The organism is Planktothrix serta PCC 8927, from assembly GCF_900010725.2.
Classification (GTDB): domain Bacteria; phylum Cyanobacteriota; class Cyanobacteriia; order Cyanobacteriales; family Microcoleaceae; genus Planktothrix; species Planktothrix serta.
Genome location: NZ_LR734879.1, coordinates 203,076 through 222,551 on the forward strand (window position 1 = coordinate 203,076; position 19,476 = coordinate 222,551).

22 protein-coding genes and 1 riboswitch are annotated in these 19,476 nt (G+C 39.3%); of the genes, 11 read left to right on the forward strand and 11 right to left on the reverse strand.

Annotated features, from left to right (window positions below):
- The first annotated feature begins 125 nt into the window (after positions 1 to 125).
- The 3 genes from PL8927_RS22020 (at position 126) to PL8927_RS22030 (ending at position 3,056) form a co-directional block, all read left to right on the forward strand.
- Positions 126 to 2,000 carry a putative bifunctional diguanylate cyclase/phosphodiesterase gene (locus PL8927_RS22020; RefSeq protein ID WP_083625599.1) on the forward strand — a complete coding sequence of 625 codons (1,875 nt, stop codon included), beginning with the start codon at positions 126 to 128 and terminating at the stop codon, positions 1,998 to 2,000.
- A 69-nt stretch (positions 2,001 to 2,069) separates the two neighbouring features.
- Entirely contained in the window at positions 2,070 to 2,594 is a 525-nt protein-coding gene (locus PL8927_RS22025) for a DUF937 domain-containing protein (RefSeq protein WP_083625600.1), read from the forward strand.
- Between the two features lie 168 nt (positions 2,595 to 2,762).
- Positions 2,763 to 3,056, forward strand: a complete 294-nt coding sequence (locus PL8927_RS22030; protein ID WP_083625601.1) for a TIGR03792 family protein — start codon at positions 2,763 to 2,765, stop codon at positions 3,054 to 3,056.
- Positions 3,057 to 3,063: 7 nt separating this feature from the next.
- Here PL8927_RS22030 and PL8927_RS28110 read toward each other — a convergent pair whose 3' ends face one another.
- Positions 3,064 to 3,207, reverse strand: coding sequence for a hypothetical protein (locus PL8927_RS28110; protein ID WP_197047512.1), 144 nt, complete (start codon positions 3,205 to 3,207; stop codon positions 3,064 to 3,066).
- Between the two features lie 288 nt (positions 3,208 to 3,495).
- Here PL8927_RS28110 and PL8927_RS22035 point away from each other — a divergent pair, with 288 nt between their 5' ends.
- From PL8927_RS22035 to cobW, 4 genes are all read left to right on the forward strand, one after another.
- On the forward strand, positions 3,496 to 4,398 hold the full coding sequence (locus tag PL8927_RS22035; protein ID WP_083625602.1) for a hypothetical protein: 903 nt from the start codon (positions 3,496 to 3,498) through the stop codon (positions 4,396 to 4,398).
- A 108-nt stretch (positions 4,399 to 4,506) separates the two neighbouring features.
- Entirely contained in the window at positions 4,507 to 4,950 is a 444-nt protein-coding gene (gene cynS / locus PL8927_RS22040) for a cyanase (protein ID WP_083625603.1), read from the forward strand.
- Positions 4,951 to 5,078: 128 nt separating this feature from the next.
- Positions 5,079 to 5,221, forward strand: a riboswitch (cobalamin riboswitch).
- A gap of 123 nt (positions 5,222 to 5,344) precedes the next feature.
- On the forward strand, positions 5,345 to 5,533 hold the full coding sequence (locus tag PL8927_RS22045) for a hypothetical protein (RefSeq protein ID WP_156093284.1): 189 nt from the start codon (positions 5,345 to 5,347) through the stop codon (positions 5,531 to 5,533).
- A gap of 78 nt (positions 5,534 to 5,611) precedes the next feature.
- Positions 5,612 to 6,649, forward strand: a complete 1,038-nt coding sequence (gene cobW / locus PL8927_RS22050) for a cobalamin biosynthesis protein CobW (protein WP_083625605.1) — start codon at positions 5,612 to 5,614, stop codon at positions 6,647 to 6,649.
- A gap of 489 nt (positions 6,650 to 7,138) precedes the next feature.
- Here cobW and PL8927_RS22055 read toward each other — a convergent pair whose 3' ends face one another.
- Together PL8927_RS22055 and PL8927_RS22060 are read right to left on the reverse strand one after the other, a co-directional pair.
- A complete protein-coding gene (locus tag PL8927_RS22055; RefSeq protein ID WP_083625606.1) occupies positions 7,139 to 7,759 on the reverse strand; it encodes a DUF3177 family protein in 621 nt (206 codons plus the stop codon).
- 126 nt (positions 7,760 to 7,885) lie between these two features.
- Positions 7,886 to 8,107, reverse strand: a complete 222-nt coding sequence (locus tag PL8927_RS22060; RefSeq protein ID WP_083625607.1) for a Calvin cycle protein CP12 — start codon at positions 8,105 to 8,107, stop codon at positions 7,886 to 7,888.
- A 372-nt stretch (positions 8,108 to 8,479) separates the two neighbouring features.
- On the opposite strand from PL8927_RS22060, the gene PL8927_RS22065 reads away from it, so the two are divergent.
- Complete coding sequence (locus PL8927_RS22065) at positions 8,480 to 9,742, forward strand: FIST signal transduction protein (RefSeq protein WP_083625671.1); 1,263 nt, start codon at positions 8,480 to 8,482, stop codon at positions 9,740 to 9,742.
- A gap of 83 nt (positions 9,743 to 9,825) precedes the next feature.
- On the forward strand, positions 9,826 to 10,425 hold the full coding sequence (locus tag PL8927_RS22070; protein ID WP_083625608.1) for a hypothetical protein: 600 nt from the start codon (positions 9,826 to 9,828) through the stop codon (positions 10,423 to 10,425).
- A 149-nt stretch (positions 10,426 to 10,574) separates the two neighbouring features.
- On the opposite strand, the gene PL8927_RS22075 is transcribed toward PL8927_RS22070, so the two are convergent.
- Positions 10,575 to 11,666, reverse strand: coding sequence for a metallophosphoesterase family protein (locus tag PL8927_RS22075; protein ID WP_083625609.1), 1,092 nt, complete (start codon positions 11,664 to 11,666; stop codon positions 10,575 to 10,577).
- Between the two features lie 436 nt (positions 11,667 to 12,102).
- Between PL8927_RS22075 and PL8927_RS22080 the strand changes: the two genes are divergently transcribed.
- Positions 12,103 to 12,381: a hypothetical protein gene (locus PL8927_RS22080; RefSeq protein ID WP_083625610.1), complete on the forward strand. Its 279-nt coding sequence runs from the start codon at positions 12,103 to 12,105 to the stop codon at positions 12,379 to 12,381.
- On the opposite strand, the gene PL8927_RS22085 is transcribed toward PL8927_RS22080, so the two are convergent.
- From PL8927_RS22085 to PL8927_RS22105, 5 genes are all read right to left on the reverse strand, one after another.
- On the reverse strand, positions 12,365 to 12,988 hold the full coding sequence (locus tag PL8927_RS22085) for a cysteine hydrolase family protein (RefSeq protein WP_083625611.1): 624 nt from the start codon (positions 12,986 to 12,988) through the stop codon (positions 12,365 to 12,367). The two genes, PL8927_RS22080 and PL8927_RS22085, sit on opposite strands and share 17 nt — an antisense overlap.
- Before the next feature lie 89 nt (positions 12,989 to 13,077).
- Complete coding sequence (locus tag PL8927_RS22090) at positions 13,078 to 13,371, reverse strand: hypothetical protein (protein WP_083625612.1); 294 nt, start codon at positions 13,369 to 13,371, stop codon at positions 13,078 to 13,080.
- Positions 13,372 to 13,392: 21 nt separating this feature from the next.
- Entirely contained in the window at positions 13,393 to 14,109 is a 717-nt protein-coding gene (locus PL8927_RS22095; protein ID WP_083625613.1) for a metallophosphoesterase, read from the reverse strand.
- A gap of 2 nt (positions 14,110 to 14,111) precedes the next feature.
- Positions 14,112 to 14,564 carry a L,D-transpeptidase gene (locus PL8927_RS22100; protein ID WP_231506114.1) on the reverse strand — a complete coding sequence of 151 codons (453 nt, stop codon included), beginning with the start codon at positions 14,562 to 14,564 and terminating at the stop codon, positions 14,112 to 14,114.
- Positions 14,565 to 14,899: 335 nt separating this feature from the next.
- Positions 14,900 to 15,544: a bifunctional 4-hydroxy-2-oxoglutarate aldolase/2-dehydro-3-deoxy-phosphogluconate aldolase gene (locus tag PL8927_RS22105; protein ID WP_083625615.1), complete on the reverse strand. Its 645-nt coding sequence runs from the start codon at positions 15,542 to 15,544 to the stop codon at positions 14,900 to 14,902.
- 139 nt (positions 15,545 to 15,683) lie between these two features.
- Here PL8927_RS22105 and PL8927_RS22110 point away from each other — a divergent pair, with 139 nt between their 5' ends.
- Entirely contained in the window at positions 15,684 to 16,775 is a 1,092-nt protein-coding gene (locus PL8927_RS22110) for an AAA family ATPase (protein WP_083625616.1), read from the forward strand.
- Positions 16,776 to 17,017: 242 nt separating this feature from the next.
- On the opposite strand, the gene PL8927_RS22115 is transcribed toward PL8927_RS22110, so the two are convergent.
- Positions 17,018 to 17,674 (reverse strand): pentapeptide repeat-containing protein, encoded by a 657-nt coding sequence (locus PL8927_RS22115; protein ID WP_083625617.1) that lies wholly within the window; start codon positions 17,672 to 17,674, stop codon positions 17,018 to 17,020.
- 153 nt (positions 17,675 to 17,827) lie between these two features.
- Complete coding sequence (murG, locus tag PL8927_RS22120; protein WP_083625618.1) at positions 17,828 to 18,892, reverse strand: undecaprenyldiphospho-muramoylpentapeptide beta-N-acetylglucosaminyltransferase; 1,065 nt, start codon at positions 18,890 to 18,892, stop codon at positions 17,828 to 17,830.
- Between the last annotated feature and the right edge of the window lie 584 nt (positions 18,893 to 19,476).

A 19,476-nucleotide genomic window follows, 5' to 3' on the forward strand; every position in this document is an offset into this window, starting at 1 on the left:
CTGATTTAAAATCAGCTACCTGATCACCTAATCCCTTGTTTTCCGGTTGTCTTTCTCGTTACCCAGAAAATATTGATGGCAACTCGGTTAATCGATAAACCGTTCATTTAGGTGTGGTTTAATCTATGAAATATTGGCAAAAATGGCTGCTTAATCCATCCCACCAAATTCCTTTAATATATGGAATAATTGGGGGTCTTTGGATTGCTTTTTCGGATCACTTATTAGCATTATTGGCTAATTATCCCCATTCAATTACACTTCTTCAAACGGTCAAAGGGTGGTTCTTTATCCTAATTACCAGTCTTCTTCTCTATTATTTAATTCGTCGAGAAACCCAGCGTTTGCAACTCTCAGAAAAACGGTATCGAGATTTGTTTTTAAGCCATCCCCAACCGATTTGGGTTTATGATCTGAAAACTTTGAAGTTTCTGGCGGTTAATGATGCTGCGATCGCTCATTATGGCTATTCAGAGACAGAATTTCTGAGGATGACAATTTCAGATCTTTGCCCTCCTGAAGTATCTGAATCTTTGCAGGTTTTAATCACATCCGATGCAGGAGGAATTGAGCCGGAAAATCTGTTTAAACATCGCCAGAAAGATGGGACGTTAATTGATGTAGAAATTCGCTCTCATCCCTTACAGTGGAAAAACCGACTTGCTAAAGTTATTTTAGCACAAGATATTACGATTCGTCTACAAGCTGAACGACAATTAGAGCGATATGCGTTTCAAGATTTTCTCACAGGTTTAGCTAACCGTAGTCAATTAGTTTATTGCTTAAATCATTGTTTAGAAAGCTCCACTACTGATCAGAATTTTGCTTTAATTTATATTAATTTATACCCCTTAAAAACCTTAAGATATAGCTGGGGTCATGGTTTAGCTGAACAATTGTTAATCGAGGTCAGTCATCGTTTAAAACGTTGTGTCACTGTTCAAGATATAGTCGCCAGGGTGGATAGTGAAGATTTTGCTATTTTAATTCCTGATTTTATTAATATCAATAACTTAAATTCTCAAATCAATCAAATTAAACATCAGTTTTTAACTCCTTTTAATTTAAACGGAACTAATCTATCTTCAGCAATTAGTATGGGAGTGGTTTGTCGTGAATTTAATTGGGAAAATCCAGAACAGTATTTACAAGCCGCAGATATAGCTCTACACTATGCTAAAAAACAGGGAAAAAACGCCACCCTATTCTATCATCCTCAAATGTTAGAAACAATTACCCAACGGGGAGCGTTAGAAACGGATTTACAACAGGCGATCACCCATAATCATTTGCGCTTACATTATCAACCCATTATTCATTTAAACACAGGAAATCTGATCGGTTTTGAAGCCTTAGTTCGTTGGCAACATCCCACGAAAGGTTTAATTCCTCCGGCTCAATTTATTCCCATTGCAGAAGAAACGGAGTTAATTATTCCTCTAGGACGGTGGGTTTTGGAACAGGCGTGTCAAGATTTATTCAAGTTACAAAAACAGTATCCTCATCTAAGCATGAGTGTTAATTTATCAGAAGTGCAGCTTCATTATCCCCCTTTATTAGAGGAAATTGATAGTATTATTCTATCTAATGGTTTAGCGTTTGGAAGCTTAAAGTTAGAAGTTACAGAAACAAGTTTAATGGAAAGTTCGGCTAATTGTATTACAATTTTAACTCAGTTAAAAAATCGAGGAATTAAAATTTTAATTGATGATTTTGGAACCGGATACTCTTCCTTAAGTTATTTACAGAATTTACCGATAGATACCCTAAAAATTGATCGGAGTTTTGTCAAGAATTTGGAATCTCAAGGTAAGGATCTGGAAATCACTAAAACCATTGTTAATTTAGCCAAATGTCTTAATTTAGATATTATTGCTGAAGGTATTGAAACCTCAGTTCAAAAAGAAATTTTACAGTCATTAGGTTGCGAAGCCGGACAAGGATATTTGTTTTCTCCTCCCTTAAATTGGGCAGGAATTACCACTTTTTTATCTTCTTAACCGTTCAGATTGATCAAATTTAGGATAAACTAGAATATAGTTCATCTATATTAAGGTTTCAGTAACGCTATGGGACTATTTGATCAAATTTTAACGGCTCTGAATGATCCTAACCAAACGGGAAATAGCGATCAACTCAGTAATATTATCAATACGGCTCAACAGTTTGGCAATCAATTAGGGATTTCTCCTGAAACCAGTCAAATGGTGATGTCAATGGTGGGGAGTTCCGTGCGGTCTTCTTTACAAGAAAAGCAAACCCAAATTGGAAACGATGGGGTACAAAATATAGTCAATCAATTCGGAGGAATAACATCTAACCCCCAGGCGGTAGAAATGTTATTTTCTTCGACTCAGCAACAACAATTAATTCAAACAGTTTCTCAACGGACAGGTATTAGTTCCGAAACAATTCAATCTATTTTACCAATGGTTGTTCCTTTAGTTTTAAACTTGCTAAAAACCGGAACAAATACACAGCAGCCTCAAGGAAGTTCTAATTCTGTTTTGAATAGTTTTTTAGATGCAGATGGGGATGGAGATGTTGATATTGCTGATGCTATGCGTTTAGGAGGACAATATTTTAAAGGTTAAAGGTTAAAGGGAATTGGGAATTACGAATTACGAATTACGAATTACGAATTACGAATTACGAATTACGAATTACGAATTATAGATTTTTGCCACTTCCCTGTTCCCTGTTCCCTGTTCCCTGTTCCCTATTCCCTAGCAAAAATCCTTAATTTCCAACACAGAAAAACAATGATTATTGAATGGTTAAAATTTCAAGTTCCTCCTGAACAATGGGAGACATTTATTCAACGGGATGAGGAAGTTTGGACAGCCGGACTTCAACAATTTTCGGGGTTTTTAGGAAAAGAAGTTTGGGTTGATCCTGAAAAACACGAAATTGTCATGGTGGTTCGTTGGGAGTCTCAGGAAAAGTGGGATGCTATTCCAGTCTCAAAAATTCAACAACTCGATGAAGAAATGGGAGTTTTAAAAATGCCCATTTTAGAAAGTCGATCCTATCAAATTCGGAAATTTATGCACTAAAATAGGGTTAAATCGGGGATGAAAATTTATGAATTAAAGCCAGAATAAAATTCACACTCAGAAACCCGACCGCCATCACTAAAATCATAAAGGTAGTAATACTCAGAATTGATCTCAACGGGTTGGATTTTAAGGGTTGATTGGGTTTCATGGTTATTCATCTCCTAGGAATTATTGTTTTCTGTCCGTTGCGTTATCGCTGCGACAAACCTCGTTTTCTAAGATTGAGGGTTGAGAACAGGCGTTAAGGGTGTTAAAATCCAGACAACCCAATGGCATGAGGGCAAAAATTAGGTTATTGCTGTCCTCTGAAAAGATCTTAACAGTTAAGCGATTAGGAAAGGAGTATCAATTAGTAAATTATTCGTGCATTTAATGATTATTTTCTGTATTCTGGAGTTAGCTACTCCGTCCCATATTCCCAGTAAAATAGACTATTATGTTTCCTCCAGCGTCTTCTGCCCATCCCACTCGACCCCATGCTATAACTTCTAGTCCTATGCAGATGCCCAACTCTATTTTTCCTAGAACGGTTTTCTCCTCGTTGAAACAACGGCATTGGTTAGAGTGGGCAGAGTATGTTTCTCTCGTGAGTTCCGCCATTGGCTCAGGGGTTGTTGCCCTTTCGGGTCAAGCTTTTTATGGAGTTGCCCCCTTAACATTAGCACTATCGCTGAATGTTGCCAACCGCTATCGTTTGGAACAACAAACCTACCAGACTCAAATGGAAATGGTTCAGGTTCAAGACTCCGTTGAAAAGTTAGAAAAAAATACTGTTAAAGTGGTAATGGGGTTGAGACAACAACTCTTAAATGAAATTGAATCTCTCCAACAAAAATTAGAGGAATTTCCTAAAACTGAAGCTTTAGAATCAGTTTATCGAGCCAAACAAGTTGCTGCTTTAGGACAGTCAGTAACATCCATGCAAGAACATATTGCCACCGCTTTAGAAGAAGTTCGAGATCAATTTCGTCAAGAAATACAGAGTTTTTCCTCAACTGAAATCGCTCATTTAGAGTCTTTACAAGAAAATTTAAGACAGTTACAGGATGTTACTCACGAGTTAAGAAATAATGCCGTTACTCAACAGGATTTTCAAGGGCGATTTGTAGAAATTCAAGATGTTATTCATCAATTACAACAGGGAAAATCCATACAACCAACTTCTGAGGTAGATTTGTCACAAATTCAAACAAAATTAGATGCACTGACCCAAGAACATCAAGAGGTAATTAAACCTCATCTAAGACGTTTATTGTCCGTTGTCAAAGAATTACAAACAACCCAGACTCGAACGTTACCAATTCCTCCTAAACCCCTGCCTAAACATCCCCTAGAATAAGGATTATTACCTAATCCTAAAACTAAAAAACTTTCGTTGAATTGCTCACAAAATATTTTATAATTTCAAACAAATTCTCAATCCTATTTACTCTAAGAGGAAAGTTCAATGGCTGTTTCAGAAATCACAGAAAAGTTGTTAGCCGCCAAAAAAGCTAAAGGAGTGACCTTTTCAGATTTAGAACAACTGATTGGCCGAGATGAAGTTTGGATTTCCGCCGTTATCTATCGTCAAGCGAGCGCTTCTTATGAAGAAGCCAAAGAAATCGTTGAAGCGTTAGGTTTAAGTTCAGAATATATTGAACCTTTGACAGATTATCCGGTGAAAGGATCACTTGATCCTGTAATTCCAACTGATCCGTTAATCTATCGATTTTATGAGATTATGCAAGTCTATGGAATGCCTCTAAAAAGCGTTATTCATGAAAAATTTGGAGATGGCATTATGAGTGCCATTGATTTTACCTTAGATGTGGATAAAGTAGAAGATCCCAATGGTGATCGGGTTAAAATCACGATGTCTGGAAAATTTCTCTCCTACAAAAAATGGTAATTATTTAAGTATTTCTCCTAGATTTCTCCGGGTTAAATACTAGGAGAAATGTTAATTAAAGCTTTCAAATATAGACATTTTTGGGTTCCCAATTAATTCCTTGTTACTAAGGGATAATTCTGTGATAGGATAAACAGATCTGAGTCGGTTTTAGCGGGGAACAGTCGCTAGAAGTAAGGGGAAAGTTTGGCGCAAATCCAACACTGTCCCGCAACTGTGATGAGAGGATTAATCTCTAAGTCAGAACACCCACCGAAATCAGACTATTCTTTCACACATCTGCGCGGTACAGGTGATGTTTACAATGTTTAAGACTTTTCCCAATCTGAGTCAGTATTTTTCGCTGCAAAAAAGCAATCGAGTCTTTTTTTTAGGGCTTAGTTTATTATTACTAATGACTCCTTTAATCTCCTCTTTAGCCGGATTTACTGTCATCCAAATGGTGATTGCTGGAGCGACAATAAAACTCGCTCAATCCTTCCAGCAAACGTTAGAAAATCGTCAATTACCCCTGATTAAATATTCGGGTTTTGCCATTTTAGCCATTGGTGTAATCCCTTTATCTTCAGGGATTTCAGGCTAATTCAACCCCATAAAATTACAGTAGAGCTATCTAATCAAACGTCTCTACTTTTGACCTTTAAACTTTGAATGCAATCTTATGTCTGCCAAAATTCCTGTTACAGTTATTACGGGCTTTTTAGGGAGTGGAAAAACCACCACCATTCGTCATTTACTACAAAATAATCAAGGGCGGCGAATAGCCGTTTTAGTTAATGAATTTGGAGAAGTCGGAATTGATGGAGAATTGATCCGATCTTGTCAAGTTTGTGACGATGAAACCCCAGAAGTGAACTTAGTAGAACTGACAAATGGTTGTTTATGTTGTACAGTTCAAGAAGAATTTTTTCCCGCCATGCAGGAACTTCTAAAACGACGGGATAAAATTGATCATATTGTGATTGAAACCTCTGGGTTAGCATTACCTAAACCCTTAGTTCAAGCCTTCCGATGGCCGGAAATTCGCACGGGAGCAACGGTTGATGGAGTGATAACGGTCGTAGATTGTGAAGCCCTTGCAAATGGCACTTTAGTGGGCAATATTGAGGCGGTAGAAGCCCAACGTCAAGCTGATCCTAATTTAGATCATGAAACTCCTATTGAAGAATTATTTGAAGATCAACTCGCTTGTGCAGATTTAGTTTTATTAACCAAAACCGATCATGTTGATACAGAAACTCAACAGAAAGTTGAAACCTGGTTAAAACAAGAATTGCGACAGGGGGTTAAAATTGTTTCTTGTCAACAGGGAAATATTCATCCTGATGTGATTTTAGGGTTTAATTCAGCCGTTGAGGATAATTTAGAAGCACGTCCGAGTCATCATGATACGGAAGAAGAACACCAACATGATGATAATATTAATTCGATTCCTGTGGTTTTAACTCAAGATTTTGAGCCCCAAGATTTAATTGAACGGTTAAAAACGATGGTTAAACAACAGGAAATTTACCGAATTAAAGGGTTTGTTTCTGTTCCTAATAAACCCATGCGATTAGTATTACAAGGGGTTGGCGATCGGATTGAAACCTTTTATGATCGTCTCTGGAAACCCACAGAATCTCGTCAAACCCAATTAGTGTTTATTGGGGAAAATTTACAAGCGTCTGAAATTAAAAACGCCGTTTTAGGAAATTAAACACCCCGTAGGGGCGGGTTCGAGTCAACCTTTAATACCCATAAACAATCTAAATAAACCCGCCCCGATCTTCAACCCAAATAATAAATTAATTGCAGTTTAATGGTGGGGGTTGGGCGGGTTTATATAGGTGATCTGTGGATATCATAAATTGTTGCGGAACCCGCCCCTACAATTCAATATTGTACCCCGTAGGGGCGGGTTCGAGTTAACCTTTAATACCCATAAACAATCTAAATAAACCCGCCCCGATCCTCAACCCAAATAATATTAATTGCAGNATAAACCCGCCCCTACAATTCAATATTGTACCCCGTAGGGGCGGGTTCGAGTTAACCTTTAATATCGAGCAAAAATCTAGCTAAACCCGCCCCGATCTTCAACCCAAATAATAAATTAATTGCAGTTAATGGTGGGGGTTGGGCGGGTTTATATAGGTGATCTGTTGGTATTATAAATTGTTGCGGAACCCGCCCCTACGGGGATGGTTTATCCCATTGCTGAACGTCCCTGTTTTCCTAATTTGAAGAATACGAAATAACCCAAACACAACATATAAAATGCTAAACCCACTAAAGCCAAAAAACCTAAAAATTGAGGGGTTAAGTTAGGATGAAACGTTTCTTTGAATAACCAAGGAGGATCTAACCATAGCCGACAATTAGAATCAGCAATTAATTCTTTTTGACCCTTAGAAAATGCACAATGTAAAAAAGGAATTAAAGCGATCGCACCCAAAGTATTATAAACCGTTACCGCCCACCGCCAAGAGGTAAAGATTAACTTCAGACCCGAAGGCGGCATTTCTGATACTTCCTCATTCAAATCTACCCAAAACCAGAGGGAAATCGGAATTAAAACCCGTGCCATAATAGAAGCTAGAAAACTAATGGGTAGGGCTGCGATCATCAGATATAAGGCAATGATCAACAAACTAGCAACACGCCAATAGGTGATCATTAACCGTTGAAGCGCTTCTGCTTTCTGAACAAACGCCCAAATTAATATTACTAACGGGATAATGACTGTAAATATAACCGCCAGTCGATAGTCTGTCCAGACCAGCGATTCTAACCAAGGAGATTCCACAGCAAGTAAACGATTGAACATCCTAAATTATCAAATCCAATAAAGAAAAATTAAGCAACTGGGTTAACTGACGTTAACTCCCAGTTGCTTATCAATTAGCAGAAACTCTTAGAAAAGGTTTCACCTTTCACCCTAGAAAACGACTGATTAGTCTTCATAAAGCCGACATTCAGCCGCATCGGGGTTATCGTCGCAATAGACTTGAAAAGAAGTTTTAGGTTTTTCTTGTTTTTTGTGTGAAGCTTCAGCTTGTAATTCTTCTACAGCATCCCAAGCCGCTGCACATTCTTTAGAGTTAGCGCCACTAATATCGCAGACTGTACGCGCTTCTTCCAGTTCTTTCTCGATGAGTTCGTTGATGTTGTTCATAAACCTTTCGTTTAATCCAATCTACTAAGTACAGGTTTTAATCCCACTTTAGAACATTTAGCAAGGGTTGCTCACTTTGTCCATTTTACTGCCTGGTGCAGCTAAAGTCTGGATTTCCCCCCTCACTGTAATACATCAATCTTAATATAACCACAAATCAAAGCTGGATTTTTTAAGATTTGCTGACTTTGAACCAACTATGTTACTAATCAATACATTAGGCTAGGCTTTGACACTTGTAGTAAGGGAGTTAACCCAGAGGGCAACAGTCAGAAACATTGCATCTGCTGTATTTCCCACAATCTGTTATCTTAACACAAAAGAGCAGACTTTTCAGGGAGGGTGAAGATGGCAGAATCGACAACCAAACCGATGCGCTGGGCAAGTGCTTTATCTCAACGTCCTTCATTAGAAGCGGCAGTCAAGGAAGTCGTGGAAATGGCTCAAGATGACCTACGAGCTTCTCCCGACTTAGGCTTAGTGTTTATTTCCTCAGCCTTTGCTAGTGAGTATTCCCGGCTGATGCCCTTACTCCAAGAACAACTCGGTCTTTCCACTCTGATTGGTTGTGGCGCAGGGGGTATCGTTGGCATGAATGCGAATCACCAAGCAGAAGAAATTGAGGGAGAACCTGCTCTGGGTTTAACCTTGGGCTATTTACCCGATGTTGAGATTCATCCGTTTCATTTATCCGCCGACGATCTTCCCGATTTGGATAGCTCCCCAGATCAGTGGGTGGAGTTAATCGGGGTGAAACCAGAAGATCAGCCCCAATTTATTTTGTTAGTTGATCCCTACTTCAGTCAAATTAATGATTTTTTGCAAGGCTTAGATTATGCCTATCCCGGTTCGGTGAAAGTCGGAGGACTGGCTAGCACGGGTGTGATGGGAGGTTCAACGGGGGTGTTTTGTGGTTCCCGACTGTACCCGGAATCAATTGTGGGTTTGGCTCTGTGCGGTAATATTGTGATTGAAACCATTGTTGCCCAAGGTTGTCGTCCCATTGGTCATCCCTACCGAATCACCCAAGGGGAACGCAATATTGTTTTAGAAGTGGAAACCCAACCGGAAGATTCCGAACGGGAAATGGCTTCTTCTTCTGGGGTATCGGTGCGGTTATCCCCCTTAGAGGCGTTGCAAGACCTCGTACAGGAATTAAGCGAAGAAGATCGGCAACTGGCCCAAAATTCCTTATTTGTGGGGGTGGTGCGCGATGAATTTAAACAAAAATTAGAACCAGGGGATTTTTTAATTCGCAATTTGATTGGGGTTGATCCTAGGGCTGGGGCCATTGCCATCGGCGATCGCGTTCGTCCGGGACAACGAATTCAATTTCATCTCAGGGATTCTCGCACCTCGGCTGAAGATTTAGAATTATTAATAGAACGCTATCAACGACAAGCTTCTTCCTTTCCTCAAGGGATGACGAATGCAGCAGCGTTTATGTTTTCCTGTTTAGGACGCGGAGAAGGGCTTTATGGGGAACCTAACTTTGATTCGGGACTGTTTAGACGGTATTTTAATATTCCTCTAAGTGGCTTTTTCTGTAATGGTGAAATCGGCCCCGTTGGAAATGGAACCTTTTTGCATGGTTATACCTCAGTCTTTGGCATTTGTAGACAAAGAAAACAATAAACCAAGCTCCACTCTGATTTAAACGAAAAAAGATTGATACCTCCCTGTATGCAATCTCTTTAAAAATTAACGGCTGGAAGTTTATGAAGGAAAATTCAGAGCATCTTTTGATTTTGACACAATTGTTTAAAGTGGGCATTGATCGGGCAGATTTAATGTTAGAAACGATCTCCCGATCTCCGATCAAATTAAAATTAATCTCTTTAGAGTTATTCTCCCCCCAACACTTATTGATCCAGTTGGAACAACGCTTAGGTTCAAAGGCTTTGAAAGCAATGGAACTTGTATTTACAGGAGAGTTTCAAGGTAATACTCAACTGGTGTTTCCTAAACCCACTGCGGCGATGTTAATTGATTTAATTGATAATGAAGATCGGCGAAAATTAGATAAAGATGCTTTTGAAAAAGCGATTTTTAGTGAAGTTGGAAATATTTTCTATAATGGCATCATGGGAGTAGTCAGCACATTATGTGAGTATGGCATTACTTATATGATTCCTAAATATAAAGAAGGAGATCTGAGAAATTTATTATTAGGAACTTTATCTCCTAAATATTCAGTGGCTTTAATTGGAACAGTTGAAATTTTTCCAGATCGAAATTTGCTATTTTGGTTTCAATTTGACACCTTGGAAAAGTTGTTAGAAAAAGGGACTAATCTTTCCGATTATTTTGATGTATGAGGGAATAGGGAACAGGGAACAGGGAACAGGGAACAGGGAACAGGGAACAGGGAACAGGGAACAGGGAATAGGGAATAGGGAATAGGGAATAGGGAAAAAATCATTAACTCCTGGCTCCTGGCTCCTGATGCCTGACTTTTAAACTCTTTTTAGGATAAAATTAACTGAGCAAAATTATCAATCTGATCAGTTGCACTAAATCCTTCAAAGTAACGGCGAACGGTGGGGGGAAAAACTTCAAAGTTAAATTGAGCATCTCCGTTGGCAATATCTGCCCAAAAATAACGCAGATGGGGAACTAATTTTTCCGCTTCTTGATTCGTTAACTTTAACGGGGGATTTGTTAACAATTTCATCATAAAAGGAAAAGAACGCTCACCCATCCATTCCCGTGATTTTAACGGTAAATCCGGCCAATTTTCAACGGCTGTAATTCGATGGGATTCAATCTTTAATACAGCTTTTCCTTGTGAATTTGTATTAACATGAATCACTCGGTAAGGATGGGGATAACTCACTAATGATCCCGTTGTAATATCATAAATTCCTTGCCATTGGGCAATATCTTGGACGTGTAAATGTCCCGTAAACACCAACTGCACTCCGGCGGCTTTTAACAAGTTCAAAAAACGAGGCGCATTTTCTAACATATAGCGTCGTCCCAAAGGATTCGTCGCTTGTCCCGGTAAATGTTCAATCACATTATGATGAATCATCACAAAAACTAATTGATTTTTAACTTGGGATAGGGATAACACCTGTTCTAACCACTCTAACTGTTCTTCCAGTAAACAGCCAATTTGATTTCCCTGAGCATCAAAATGATTAGAATTTAATCCAATTAATTGTAAACCTGGTAAAATTTCTTGAGTATAATCTAAACCGGGGCTTTGTTGATATCCAAAAGCTCGATAATATTGAGGAAATTCATTAAAACATATTACATCTTTCTGAGATTCTAAAATAGGAATATCATGATTTCCAGGAATCACATAAACAGGATAGGGAAGTTGGCTTAACCGTTCACTTAACCATTGATGATTCTCCCGTTCTCCATGTTGAGTTAAGTCTCCAGGTAATAAAAGAAAATCCAAATCTAACTGGCTTAAATGTTCTAATACTAATTCTAAAACCGGAATACTCACTTCAACTAAATGAAAGCGATTTGGATGATCCCAAATGGTCTGAGGTAGAGCAATATGCAAATCACTGACAATGGCAAATTTAAAAGTTAAGCTCATAAAGAAATCAGTAAAAGGGGGGAATAAAAAGGCATTAGTAACACAAGAATTAACACAATTAGGTTAGATTCTAACCCTCATGAGTTTGATTGACTTTGTGAATGGGCTTTGATCTCTTTATTAAAAGAATATAGCGAAATTAACCTGATCCTTTAACGAATATTAATAATTTTAACATTTGTGTTACTTTTCTTAATATATTTAACGCAATTTTAGATTTTTATTTTAATAGATAAAATAAAAGCGAGTTTCAACAGTCTGAAAAAAGCTTGAATATCAACCGAAATGTGTACGTTTCCATACAGAAAAACTGAATTTTTTCTGAGTAGCAATCCGTATATTTGCTTATTTCTTAACATAACGCTAAAAAGAGTTGAAATTCTTAAAGAAGTGTAATATAATTGGTAAATAATTGTTAAAATTTGCAGTATTATCGATGCACAAGGACTATTACGGCTTGTTAATCTCGGCGCTTAGTGTCCGTCATCGCTGGAAATGGCAAATTATTCTCCCTGAAGGCGGGTATTTGACCTCTAGCAAGGACTATTCTTCCGCAGAAGAAGCTCTAAGCGGAGGAAAATATTGGGTAGAGCGTGAGTCAACCTTTAATGCAATTAATAGTTGTTTAGCTCAGTTTTATAGTGCAGGTGTGCTCAATCCTTCGGAATACAGCAGTTTAATGGATTCTCTGCGGGGGATTACTCAACGCTGTTAATTTGAGTCTCTAGTTGTTGAATTTGAGACAGCCAAGTTTCTAAGCAGGAGGGAATTTCTTCCAGGGTTACGACCTCTAATAAATAGTTTAAATAACGCTTAAGTGTAAGAGCGTGAGATTCTGGATAATCGGCACAACAATCAGAAATCATCGCGGTTAAAAATCCCAATTGAGCGGTTGAAGCCGCCGTAAACAAAACACACACAGAAGTCGCTAATCCGGCTGTGAGTAAAAATCGTTTACCTCTTGTTTGAAGATAATCAATCAGTTGGGTATTTTGACATCCATCTAAAGTGTATTTTTCAAAGACTTTTTCCCCTGGAAGTTCCCGTGCACAATCTAATCCCTCAGCGCCGGATGTTCCTCGAATACAAATCGCACGTTCTCTTAAACGATATCGCGGTAGCCAATTAGAACCATCTGGTTCAAAGACTTCGCGTAAATGAATAACTTCTAATTCTTCTTGGCGACAAAAGTTGAGAAGGCGACTAATATTGTTGGGAAATTCGGGAAAGGCTTCTTGAATTTGAGGTGCCCAAAAATCATTTTGAACATCAATCAAGAGCAGTGCAAAGGGTTGCCATTTGTGAGAAAAATTAACAGTCATAAACAAATAAAGGGGAAAAGTTTAAAATAAGCAAATTGATTCTGGAGAAACGGGACATTCTTTTTTAGAAAGCGGATTCCCGATTAAGTTCAGTTCTTTTTAATATAAAGTTCCGTCAGCGTTAATAAGGTTTGATTCGCTTGTAAACAGTCTGTAGTTTCTAATTTTTTTAAGATTTCACTAATCGTTTTTCCCACTTCCGAGGAAAGATTAGATCGATTTTCACATAAGTTTTTAAAATCTCTAACTTCTGGTGTGATCGAGGGGGAAGAAGGAGACGGAATCGGTTCAAGATTTTGAGAAATAATAGCACAATTTGACAATCCCAATGTCAGAATAATTCCTAAAGGGAATAACTGGGGTAAAATCGGGGTTGATGTCATAGAAATTTTGGGGTTTTCTGACTAGGAAGTAACAAAAAATTTCGCTCTCGACTCAGAGGGTTTAAATTGATCAATCCAAGAAGTTCGAGAGTGACCGACTTGGTTCGCTTGCCAAATTTGACCGCTATTAATATCTAAACCTGTTAACCAACCTGTCCCATATACCCAAGTATCAATACAAATAGCATAGCCTAAATTGATCGGTTTACCATTCTTTTGACGGGTATGACCACAAATCATGGTTTTTCCTGAAATATGGGGTTTAGCGTTATGAAATTTAGTCCCAAATAAATCTTGATCTGATTGTTGATTTAAGGGAAGTAGGGGGTCAACATTACCATGAACAAAAAAATGGTTTTCTGTTTCCCAATAGTTCACACAAGTCTTTTCCAAAAATTCCCAATGGTGGGAGGGAATATTCCCTAAATTTGTTGTTGTTTGAGTTGTCGGATAGGAGGCTAAAGTTTCAGACCCTCCCCACCGACGCCAAGCTTCTAATTGTTCGGGAGAATTCCGCGCCTCTAACATCAGAACTTCGTGATTTCCTCGCAATGCAACTAACTGTCCGGTTTGGTGGAGGTTAATCAGTCTTTCGAGCACGCCATTAGAATCTGGCCCTCGATCAACATAATCACCGAGAGTAATGATTAAATCATCGGGTTGAGGCTGAATCATCGACATCAGGGTATCCCAAGCCATTGAACAGCCATGAATATCAGCAATCGCAATAATCCGCATAGTTAATTATGCACAATAACGGGAGTTCCGACCGATGCCCAGTCAAATAACCATTTGGCATGATTGACCGCAACATTTGTACAACCGTGAGTAACGGGCGTACCAAATAAATTATGCCAATAAGCCCCATGAATTGCCATCCCTCCATCGTAGTACATCGTATAGGGAACATCGGGGACGTCGTAGTCCGGGCCTGTCATCCGGGTTATCTCATATTTGGTGTAGACTTTAAAGACTCCGGTACGGGTGGGAGTGTCCGATTTTCCGGTGGAAACAATTACCGCATAAACGGGTTGATTTCCTTCCCAAGCAATTAACCGTTGTCGAGATAAATCAATTAAAATCCAGCGTTCTGAAGATTGCTGTAATTCCATCATATTACGAGCAATGAGGTTATGTTCTTCATTGGCGATCGCTAAATTTGCTTCAGTTAATCCTACTATTATTGTTAAAATTGCCCCGGTTGTCAGAATTCCAAAATAACGAAATCTTTTTACAGAAAAACTTCGCACTGAATTCAACCTATTGAAAGGGTTAAATCGGGAAAAAACGATAGGTTTTATTAAAGAGTTTAGGGTGTTCATGGTCTACTCCTCTTATTTAACTCAATTGAAATCAATAGATGCTGTTCTGAGATTCCATTAAAGGTTAAAATGAATAAAAATTGACACAGAAACGAGATGTTACCTTGACTGACACATCTTGATTAAAGGGCAATTCTCAGATCGAAGACTGTCAGAACTCATTTTACCTCAAATTTTGATTCTGTTCTCCTGATTTATTCACAAATTTAAGGGGGAATTTCTGAGAACTGTTGCAGGAGGGTTTGGGTTTTGTGGGCGATCGCATCCCAATTTTGTTCAGCCATTAAAGCTGAGGGAAATAAATCTCCGGCGAGTCCCACCGCGATCGCTCCGGCTTGAATAAAGGCAGCCGCATTGTTTAATGTTACTCCTCCGGTGGGTATCAAGGGGATATTTCCCATCGGCCCTTTGATACTTTTAATATAATCGACACCCCCAACCGCAGAAATCGGAAATACTTTAACACAACTGGCTCCGGTTTGCCAGGCGTTGATAATTTCTGTGGGGGATAATGCCCCCGGAATCATCGGAATTTCGGCTTGTTTTGCCACTTGAATCATGGCAGAGTTAGTATGGGGAGAAAATAGGAATTGAGCACCCGATGCGATCGCATTTTTGACATCTTCAACGGTAAATAAGGTTCCGGTTCCGATCAGACATTCAGGAAGTTCAGACCGTAACTCAGCAATTAATTCAGGTGCTTGATCGCTATTCCAAGTAATCTCAATTAACCCCATTCCTCCGGCGGCGGTTGCTTGTGCCATTTGTTTTCCGAGTTGCCGTTTGGGAGCACGGATCACGGCGATCGCTCGATATTTTTTTAACAGAGATAACCAGATTTGAGGTTGCACGTTACCTTGAAGATCAGAATTAAGATTTATTTTTTACAAGACAGAGCTTGATTGAAGCAATTATATCGTAAAATAGAACGATCTAAGCTCGATTCTCTTGAGTTAGCATGATTGATAATTCTTGCTGTTTAATTAAGTTATGTTAAAGTCATTAAAAATCGAAAATTTTCGATGTTTTTCCACCTTTGAGCTACAACAGCTTGGGCGGATTAATCTGTTAGTTGGAACTAATAATAGTGGCAAAACTTCTATTTTAGAAGCGATTCAACTTTTTTACAAACGAGATAGCCTAGAAGGTTTATCTGAAATTATGATCAGTCGAGGTGAATATCTTTGGAGTGATGAGGAACAAAAAACTCGTGAGCTTGATCTTCGTCATTTATTCTATGGTCATCAAATAAATTTAGGGAGTTCTTTCTCAATTTCTGGAGAATATAAGGATTTTCAAGAAAATCTTTCGATTGTTATAGAACAAAATCCACAACTCACATTATTTGATTATCTAAAAGATTTTGTCCTGTTGATAAAATGGCTACGCCAAGAAAAGGAAAATTTAGAACTCTCCTTATCGGGTAATTTAGAATTCCCTTTATCCGCTAATTTAGGTTTGTCTACAGATTTAATCAAGAAAATTCGTAGAAATCCTTTAAACTCAACACTAAAAACTCAATTTATTACCTCATCTTCTTTGAGAACCGAAAAAATGATGGAGTTGTTTGATCAAGTTGTTTTAACCCCAGAAGAAGATTTGATTACAGACGCACTAAAAACCCTTGAACCTAAAATAGAACGAATTGCTGCCCTCGGTTCTGACAAAAATGGTTTCAGATCAAATAGAGGATTTGTTATTCGTTTATCGGATAGCGATCAACGCATTCCAATTGGAAGTATGGGAGATGGAATTAGGAGAATTTTAGGTTTAACCTTAGCCCTTGCCAATGTGAAAAATGGTGTTTTATTAGTTGATGAAATTGATACAGGATTACATTTTAGTGCCATGTCTGATATGTGGAAATTAGTCTGGAATACTGCCAAACGACTCAATATTCAAGTATTTGCTACAACTCATAATAGTGATTGTTGGATAAGTTTAGCGGATCTGGCTAATTCTGAAATCCTGGATGGAGATGGAATTAAAATTCATAGAATAGAGAAAAATAAACCCAACAGTATTGTTTTTAATGAAAATCAAATGGCAATTGCGGCTGAACGAGGGATTGAGGTACGATAAGAAATGACAAAAAATAGTCGTTCTAATATAAAATCCCATTGTAGATGCTACAGATGATCCCTCCTAACCCCCCTGTAGAGACGTTGCATGCAACGTCTCTACAGGGGGGTATTTGTAGGAAACATTAAGGGATGGAATATAATCATGTATTACTGGTCGAAGGAAAGGAATCACATTACAACAACAAAAAATACCGCCCCCAACTCAAGTTAAGGACGGCGTGGGAAGATGGAATTTCGGAATTACCGACGAATATCCATTAAATTTGCATTAATCATGGTGGTATTTTCTAAGGTAGCTCCGGCTAAATCTGAAGCCGTTAAATTTGCACCTGTGAGATTAGCACCTGTTAAATCAGCATCGCGTAAATTAACACCACTGATATCAAATCCATATAAGCTACCTTCTTTTAACTTCACTTGACCTAAATTAGCAACGGATTGTTGAGCATTTTTGAGGTTAGCACCTGTTAAATCAGCACTCTCTAAATTTGCCCCAATTAAATTAGCATGACTTAAATCAGCATTTTTTAAACTAGCAATCACTAAACCCGCTAAACTCAAGTTAGAACGGCTTAAATTGGCTCGTTCCAAATTAGCACCATGTAATTTAGCTGCCACGAGATTTGCACCTTCTAAATTCGCTTCGGTTAATGCAGCCCGATTGAAATTCACTTCATTTAGATTTGCACCTTGTAAGTTCGCGCCCTGTAAATTGGCTTCTCGGAGGTTAGCACCCTGAAGATTAACACCAACTAACTGAGCGCCACTGAGATCACATCCAGGACAGTTTTTACTTTCCAATAGCTGCTTGAGATGGGCGGGGTTCTCGGCTTGAGCGGGAACAGTTAAACCCAAGATCATTATCACTACTGTGGTGGCTACTGTTGCGAATTTCATGCCCACACCCTCAGAAAACTCTATGTTCTTTCTTACTATTAATCATTATCGGGCATAAGGGTATGAGTAGAATCCCGGTTGCGTGTGATATTGTTGTGATCCCCGTGTGACGGAAATCACTGAGAAAAACTGTTTCTGTTGATACAGTCCCCCCTAAATCATCACCTCTCGGATTAAATTGCCTAACTGTTCTGCACTATTGGTTACGGCGACGGAGGCTGTGGCTTCAGTCATTTGTTGTAACGGCTCTGGTGATTGTAGCAGATACAAAACTTTACTGGCTAGCAAGTCGGCGGTTAAATCCTGTTGTTGAAACACCCACGCCGCACCCGCTTGAGCAAAAACATTGGCGTTATAGGTTTGGTGGTCTTCGGCGGCAAAGGGATAGGGAATTAAAATTGACGGGGTGTGAGTAATGGCTAATTCTGTTAAAGTTCCTGCGCCTGAGCGACTTACGGCTAAATTCGCCCGTTTCAAAAGGGCTGCCATATTATCGTAAAAAGGCATTGTAATATACTGAGGATGGTTTAACGCCTCGACATTGGGGTCATTGTTTCCGGTTAAATGGACAACCCACGCTCCCGCCTGGAACCAAGTCGGAGCCGCCTCTCGAACCAATTTATTCACACTGACGGCGCCTTGACTTCCCCCAACGACAACAATAACGGGAACGTCATCGGGGAGGTGAAAAGACAAGGGTTGAGAAGCGTTGAGAAAGTTAGAACGCACGGGGGTTCCAACGACAACGGTATGAGCACGGGACAGGTAGGGAATGGAGGCTGCAAACCCCAAGGCGACAGCATTACACCAAGGGCCAAAACTGCGGGTCACTTTTCCCGGTAAGGCGTTGGACTCGTGTAAAATCACGGGTAAACCCAGGGAACGAGCCGCGAGAATTGCGGGTGCTGCAATATACCCCCCAGTGGTGAAGACCCCTCGGAACTTTCCAGTTTTGAGGAGATGGCGGACTTGTAACCAAGAACGGGCGAATTTGGCGATAATTTTGAGCGTTGTGAAACTCAAGCGTTGCTGGAAGCCTTCAACGGAGATGGTATGGAGGGGATATTGTTGGGGGACTAATTCCCGTTCTAAGCGATCGGGGACGCCTAACCATTCTATCTCAAAATCGGACAGGTGTTCGGCAGTGGCGATGGCCGGAAATAAATGTCCACCTGTCCCACTAGCAGCAATGAGTAAGCGAATGGGTGTTTGACTCAAGTTTTTTCCTTATTATGCGTTCAATTGAATTTTTAAGTTACCTTGACACTCCCGGTGCCTGAAGGCGTGAGGATTCTGGGTTCAACGAAACCACTTAATCAAAGTACCTTGCAGTGCTTTAACCAGAGGTGGGATTCTCCCCCAGCTTTCATAGCGGGTATGCCCTACCCTATTCGCATTGCTGCGAGTTCTTTTTTGCTTGAAACAAATTTGTTTCAAAAAAACGGGTTGTTGAGCTTCCCATGAATCTTTTACCCACTGCTGGGGGGAAACTAAAACTGTGCAGTAGAACCCTATAGATTCAATTGTCAAGGTTCAACGTTTTACCGTTAGGTGACTAGGTTTTTATACAGGTTTTTTACCTTTCCTGTTGCTGGAAATGGTATCACAATCGGATGTCAATAGACAACCTAATATAAAGCCTAAGTAGAACTTAGGGGTTTTAAACCCATTTTTCTGATAAAATTCATACAAAATCGCTATTGTTAAACCGTTTAGCGGTTAACAACCCCTCCTTACCCTAGAAATAGGTGTGTTTGAGACAACCACATCTCTACAGAGGGGCAACCATACCCTTCTACCCC

Bases quoted from the DNA above. Each gene is read 5' to 3' on its own strand.
- PL8927_RS22020 (WP_083625599.1), top strand. From the start codon at position 126: ATGAAATATTGGCAAAAATGGCTGCTTAATCCATCCCACCAAATTCCT.
- PL8927_RS22025 (WP_083625600.1), top strand. From the start codon at position 2,070: ATGGGACTATTTGATCAAATTTTAACGGCTCTGAATGATCCTAACCAA.
- PL8927_RS22030 (WP_083625601.1), top strand. From the start codon at position 2,763: ATGATTATTGAATGGTTAAAATTTCAAGTTCCTCCTGAACAATGGGAG.
- PL8927_RS28110 (WP_197047512.1), bottom strand. From the start codon at position 3,207: ATGAAACCCAATCAACCCTTAAAATCCAACCCGTTGAGATCAATTCTG.
- PL8927_RS22035 (WP_083625602.1), top strand. From the start codon at position 3,496: ATGTTTCCTCCAGCGTCTTCTGCCCATCCCACTCGACCCCATGCTATA.
- cynS (WP_083625603.1), top strand. From the start codon at position 4,507: ATGGCTGTTTCAGAAATCACAGAAAAGTTGTTAGCCGCCAAAAAAGCT.
- PL8927_RS22045 (WP_156093284.1), top strand. From the start codon at position 5,345: ATGACTCCTTTAATCTCCTCTTTAGCCGGATTTACTGTCATCCAAATG.
- cobW (WP_083625605.1), top strand. From the start codon at position 5,612: ATGTCTGCCAAAATTCCTGTTACAGTTATTACGGGCTTTTTAGGGAGT.
- PL8927_RS22055 (WP_083625606.1), bottom strand. From the start codon at position 7,759: ATGTTCAATCGTTTACTTGCTGTGGAATCTCCTTGGTTAGAATCGCTG.
- PL8927_RS22060 (WP_083625607.1), bottom strand. From the start codon at position 8,107: ATGAACAACATCAACGAACTCATCGAGAAAGAACTGGAAGAAGCGCGT.
- PL8927_RS22065 (WP_083625671.1), top strand. From the start codon at position 8,480: ATGCGCTGGGCAAGTGCTTTATCTCAACGTCCTTCATTAGAAGCGGCA.
- PL8927_RS22070 (WP_083625608.1), top strand. From the start codon at position 9,826: ATGAAGGAAAATTCAGAGCATCTTTTGATTTTGACACAATTGTTTAAA.
- PL8927_RS22075 (WP_083625609.1), bottom strand. From the start codon at position 11,666: ATGAGCTTAACTTTTAAATTTGCCATTGTCAGTGATTTGCATATTGCT.
- PL8927_RS22080 (WP_083625610.1), top strand. From the start codon at position 12,103: ATGCACAAGGACTATTACGGCTTGTTAATCTCGGCGCTTAGTGTCCGT.
- PL8927_RS22085 (WP_083625611.1), bottom strand. From the start codon at position 12,988: ATGACTGTTAATTTTTCTCACAAATGGCAACCCTTTGCACTGCTCTTG.
- PL8927_RS22090 (WP_083625612.1), bottom strand. From the start codon at position 13,371: ATGACATCAACCCCGATTTTACCCCAGTTATTCCCTTTAGGAATTATT.
- PL8927_RS22095 (WP_083625613.1), bottom strand. From the start codon at position 14,109: ATGCGGATTATTGCGATTGCTGATATTCATGGCTGTTCAATGGCTTGG.
- PL8927_RS22110 (WP_083625616.1), top strand. From the start codon at position 15,684: ATGTTAAAGTCATTAAAAATCGAAAATTTTCGATGTTTTTCCACCTTT.
- PL8927_RS22115 (WP_083625617.1), bottom strand. From the start codon at position 17,674: ATGAAATTCGCAACAGTAGCCACCACAGTAGTGATAATGATCTTGGGT.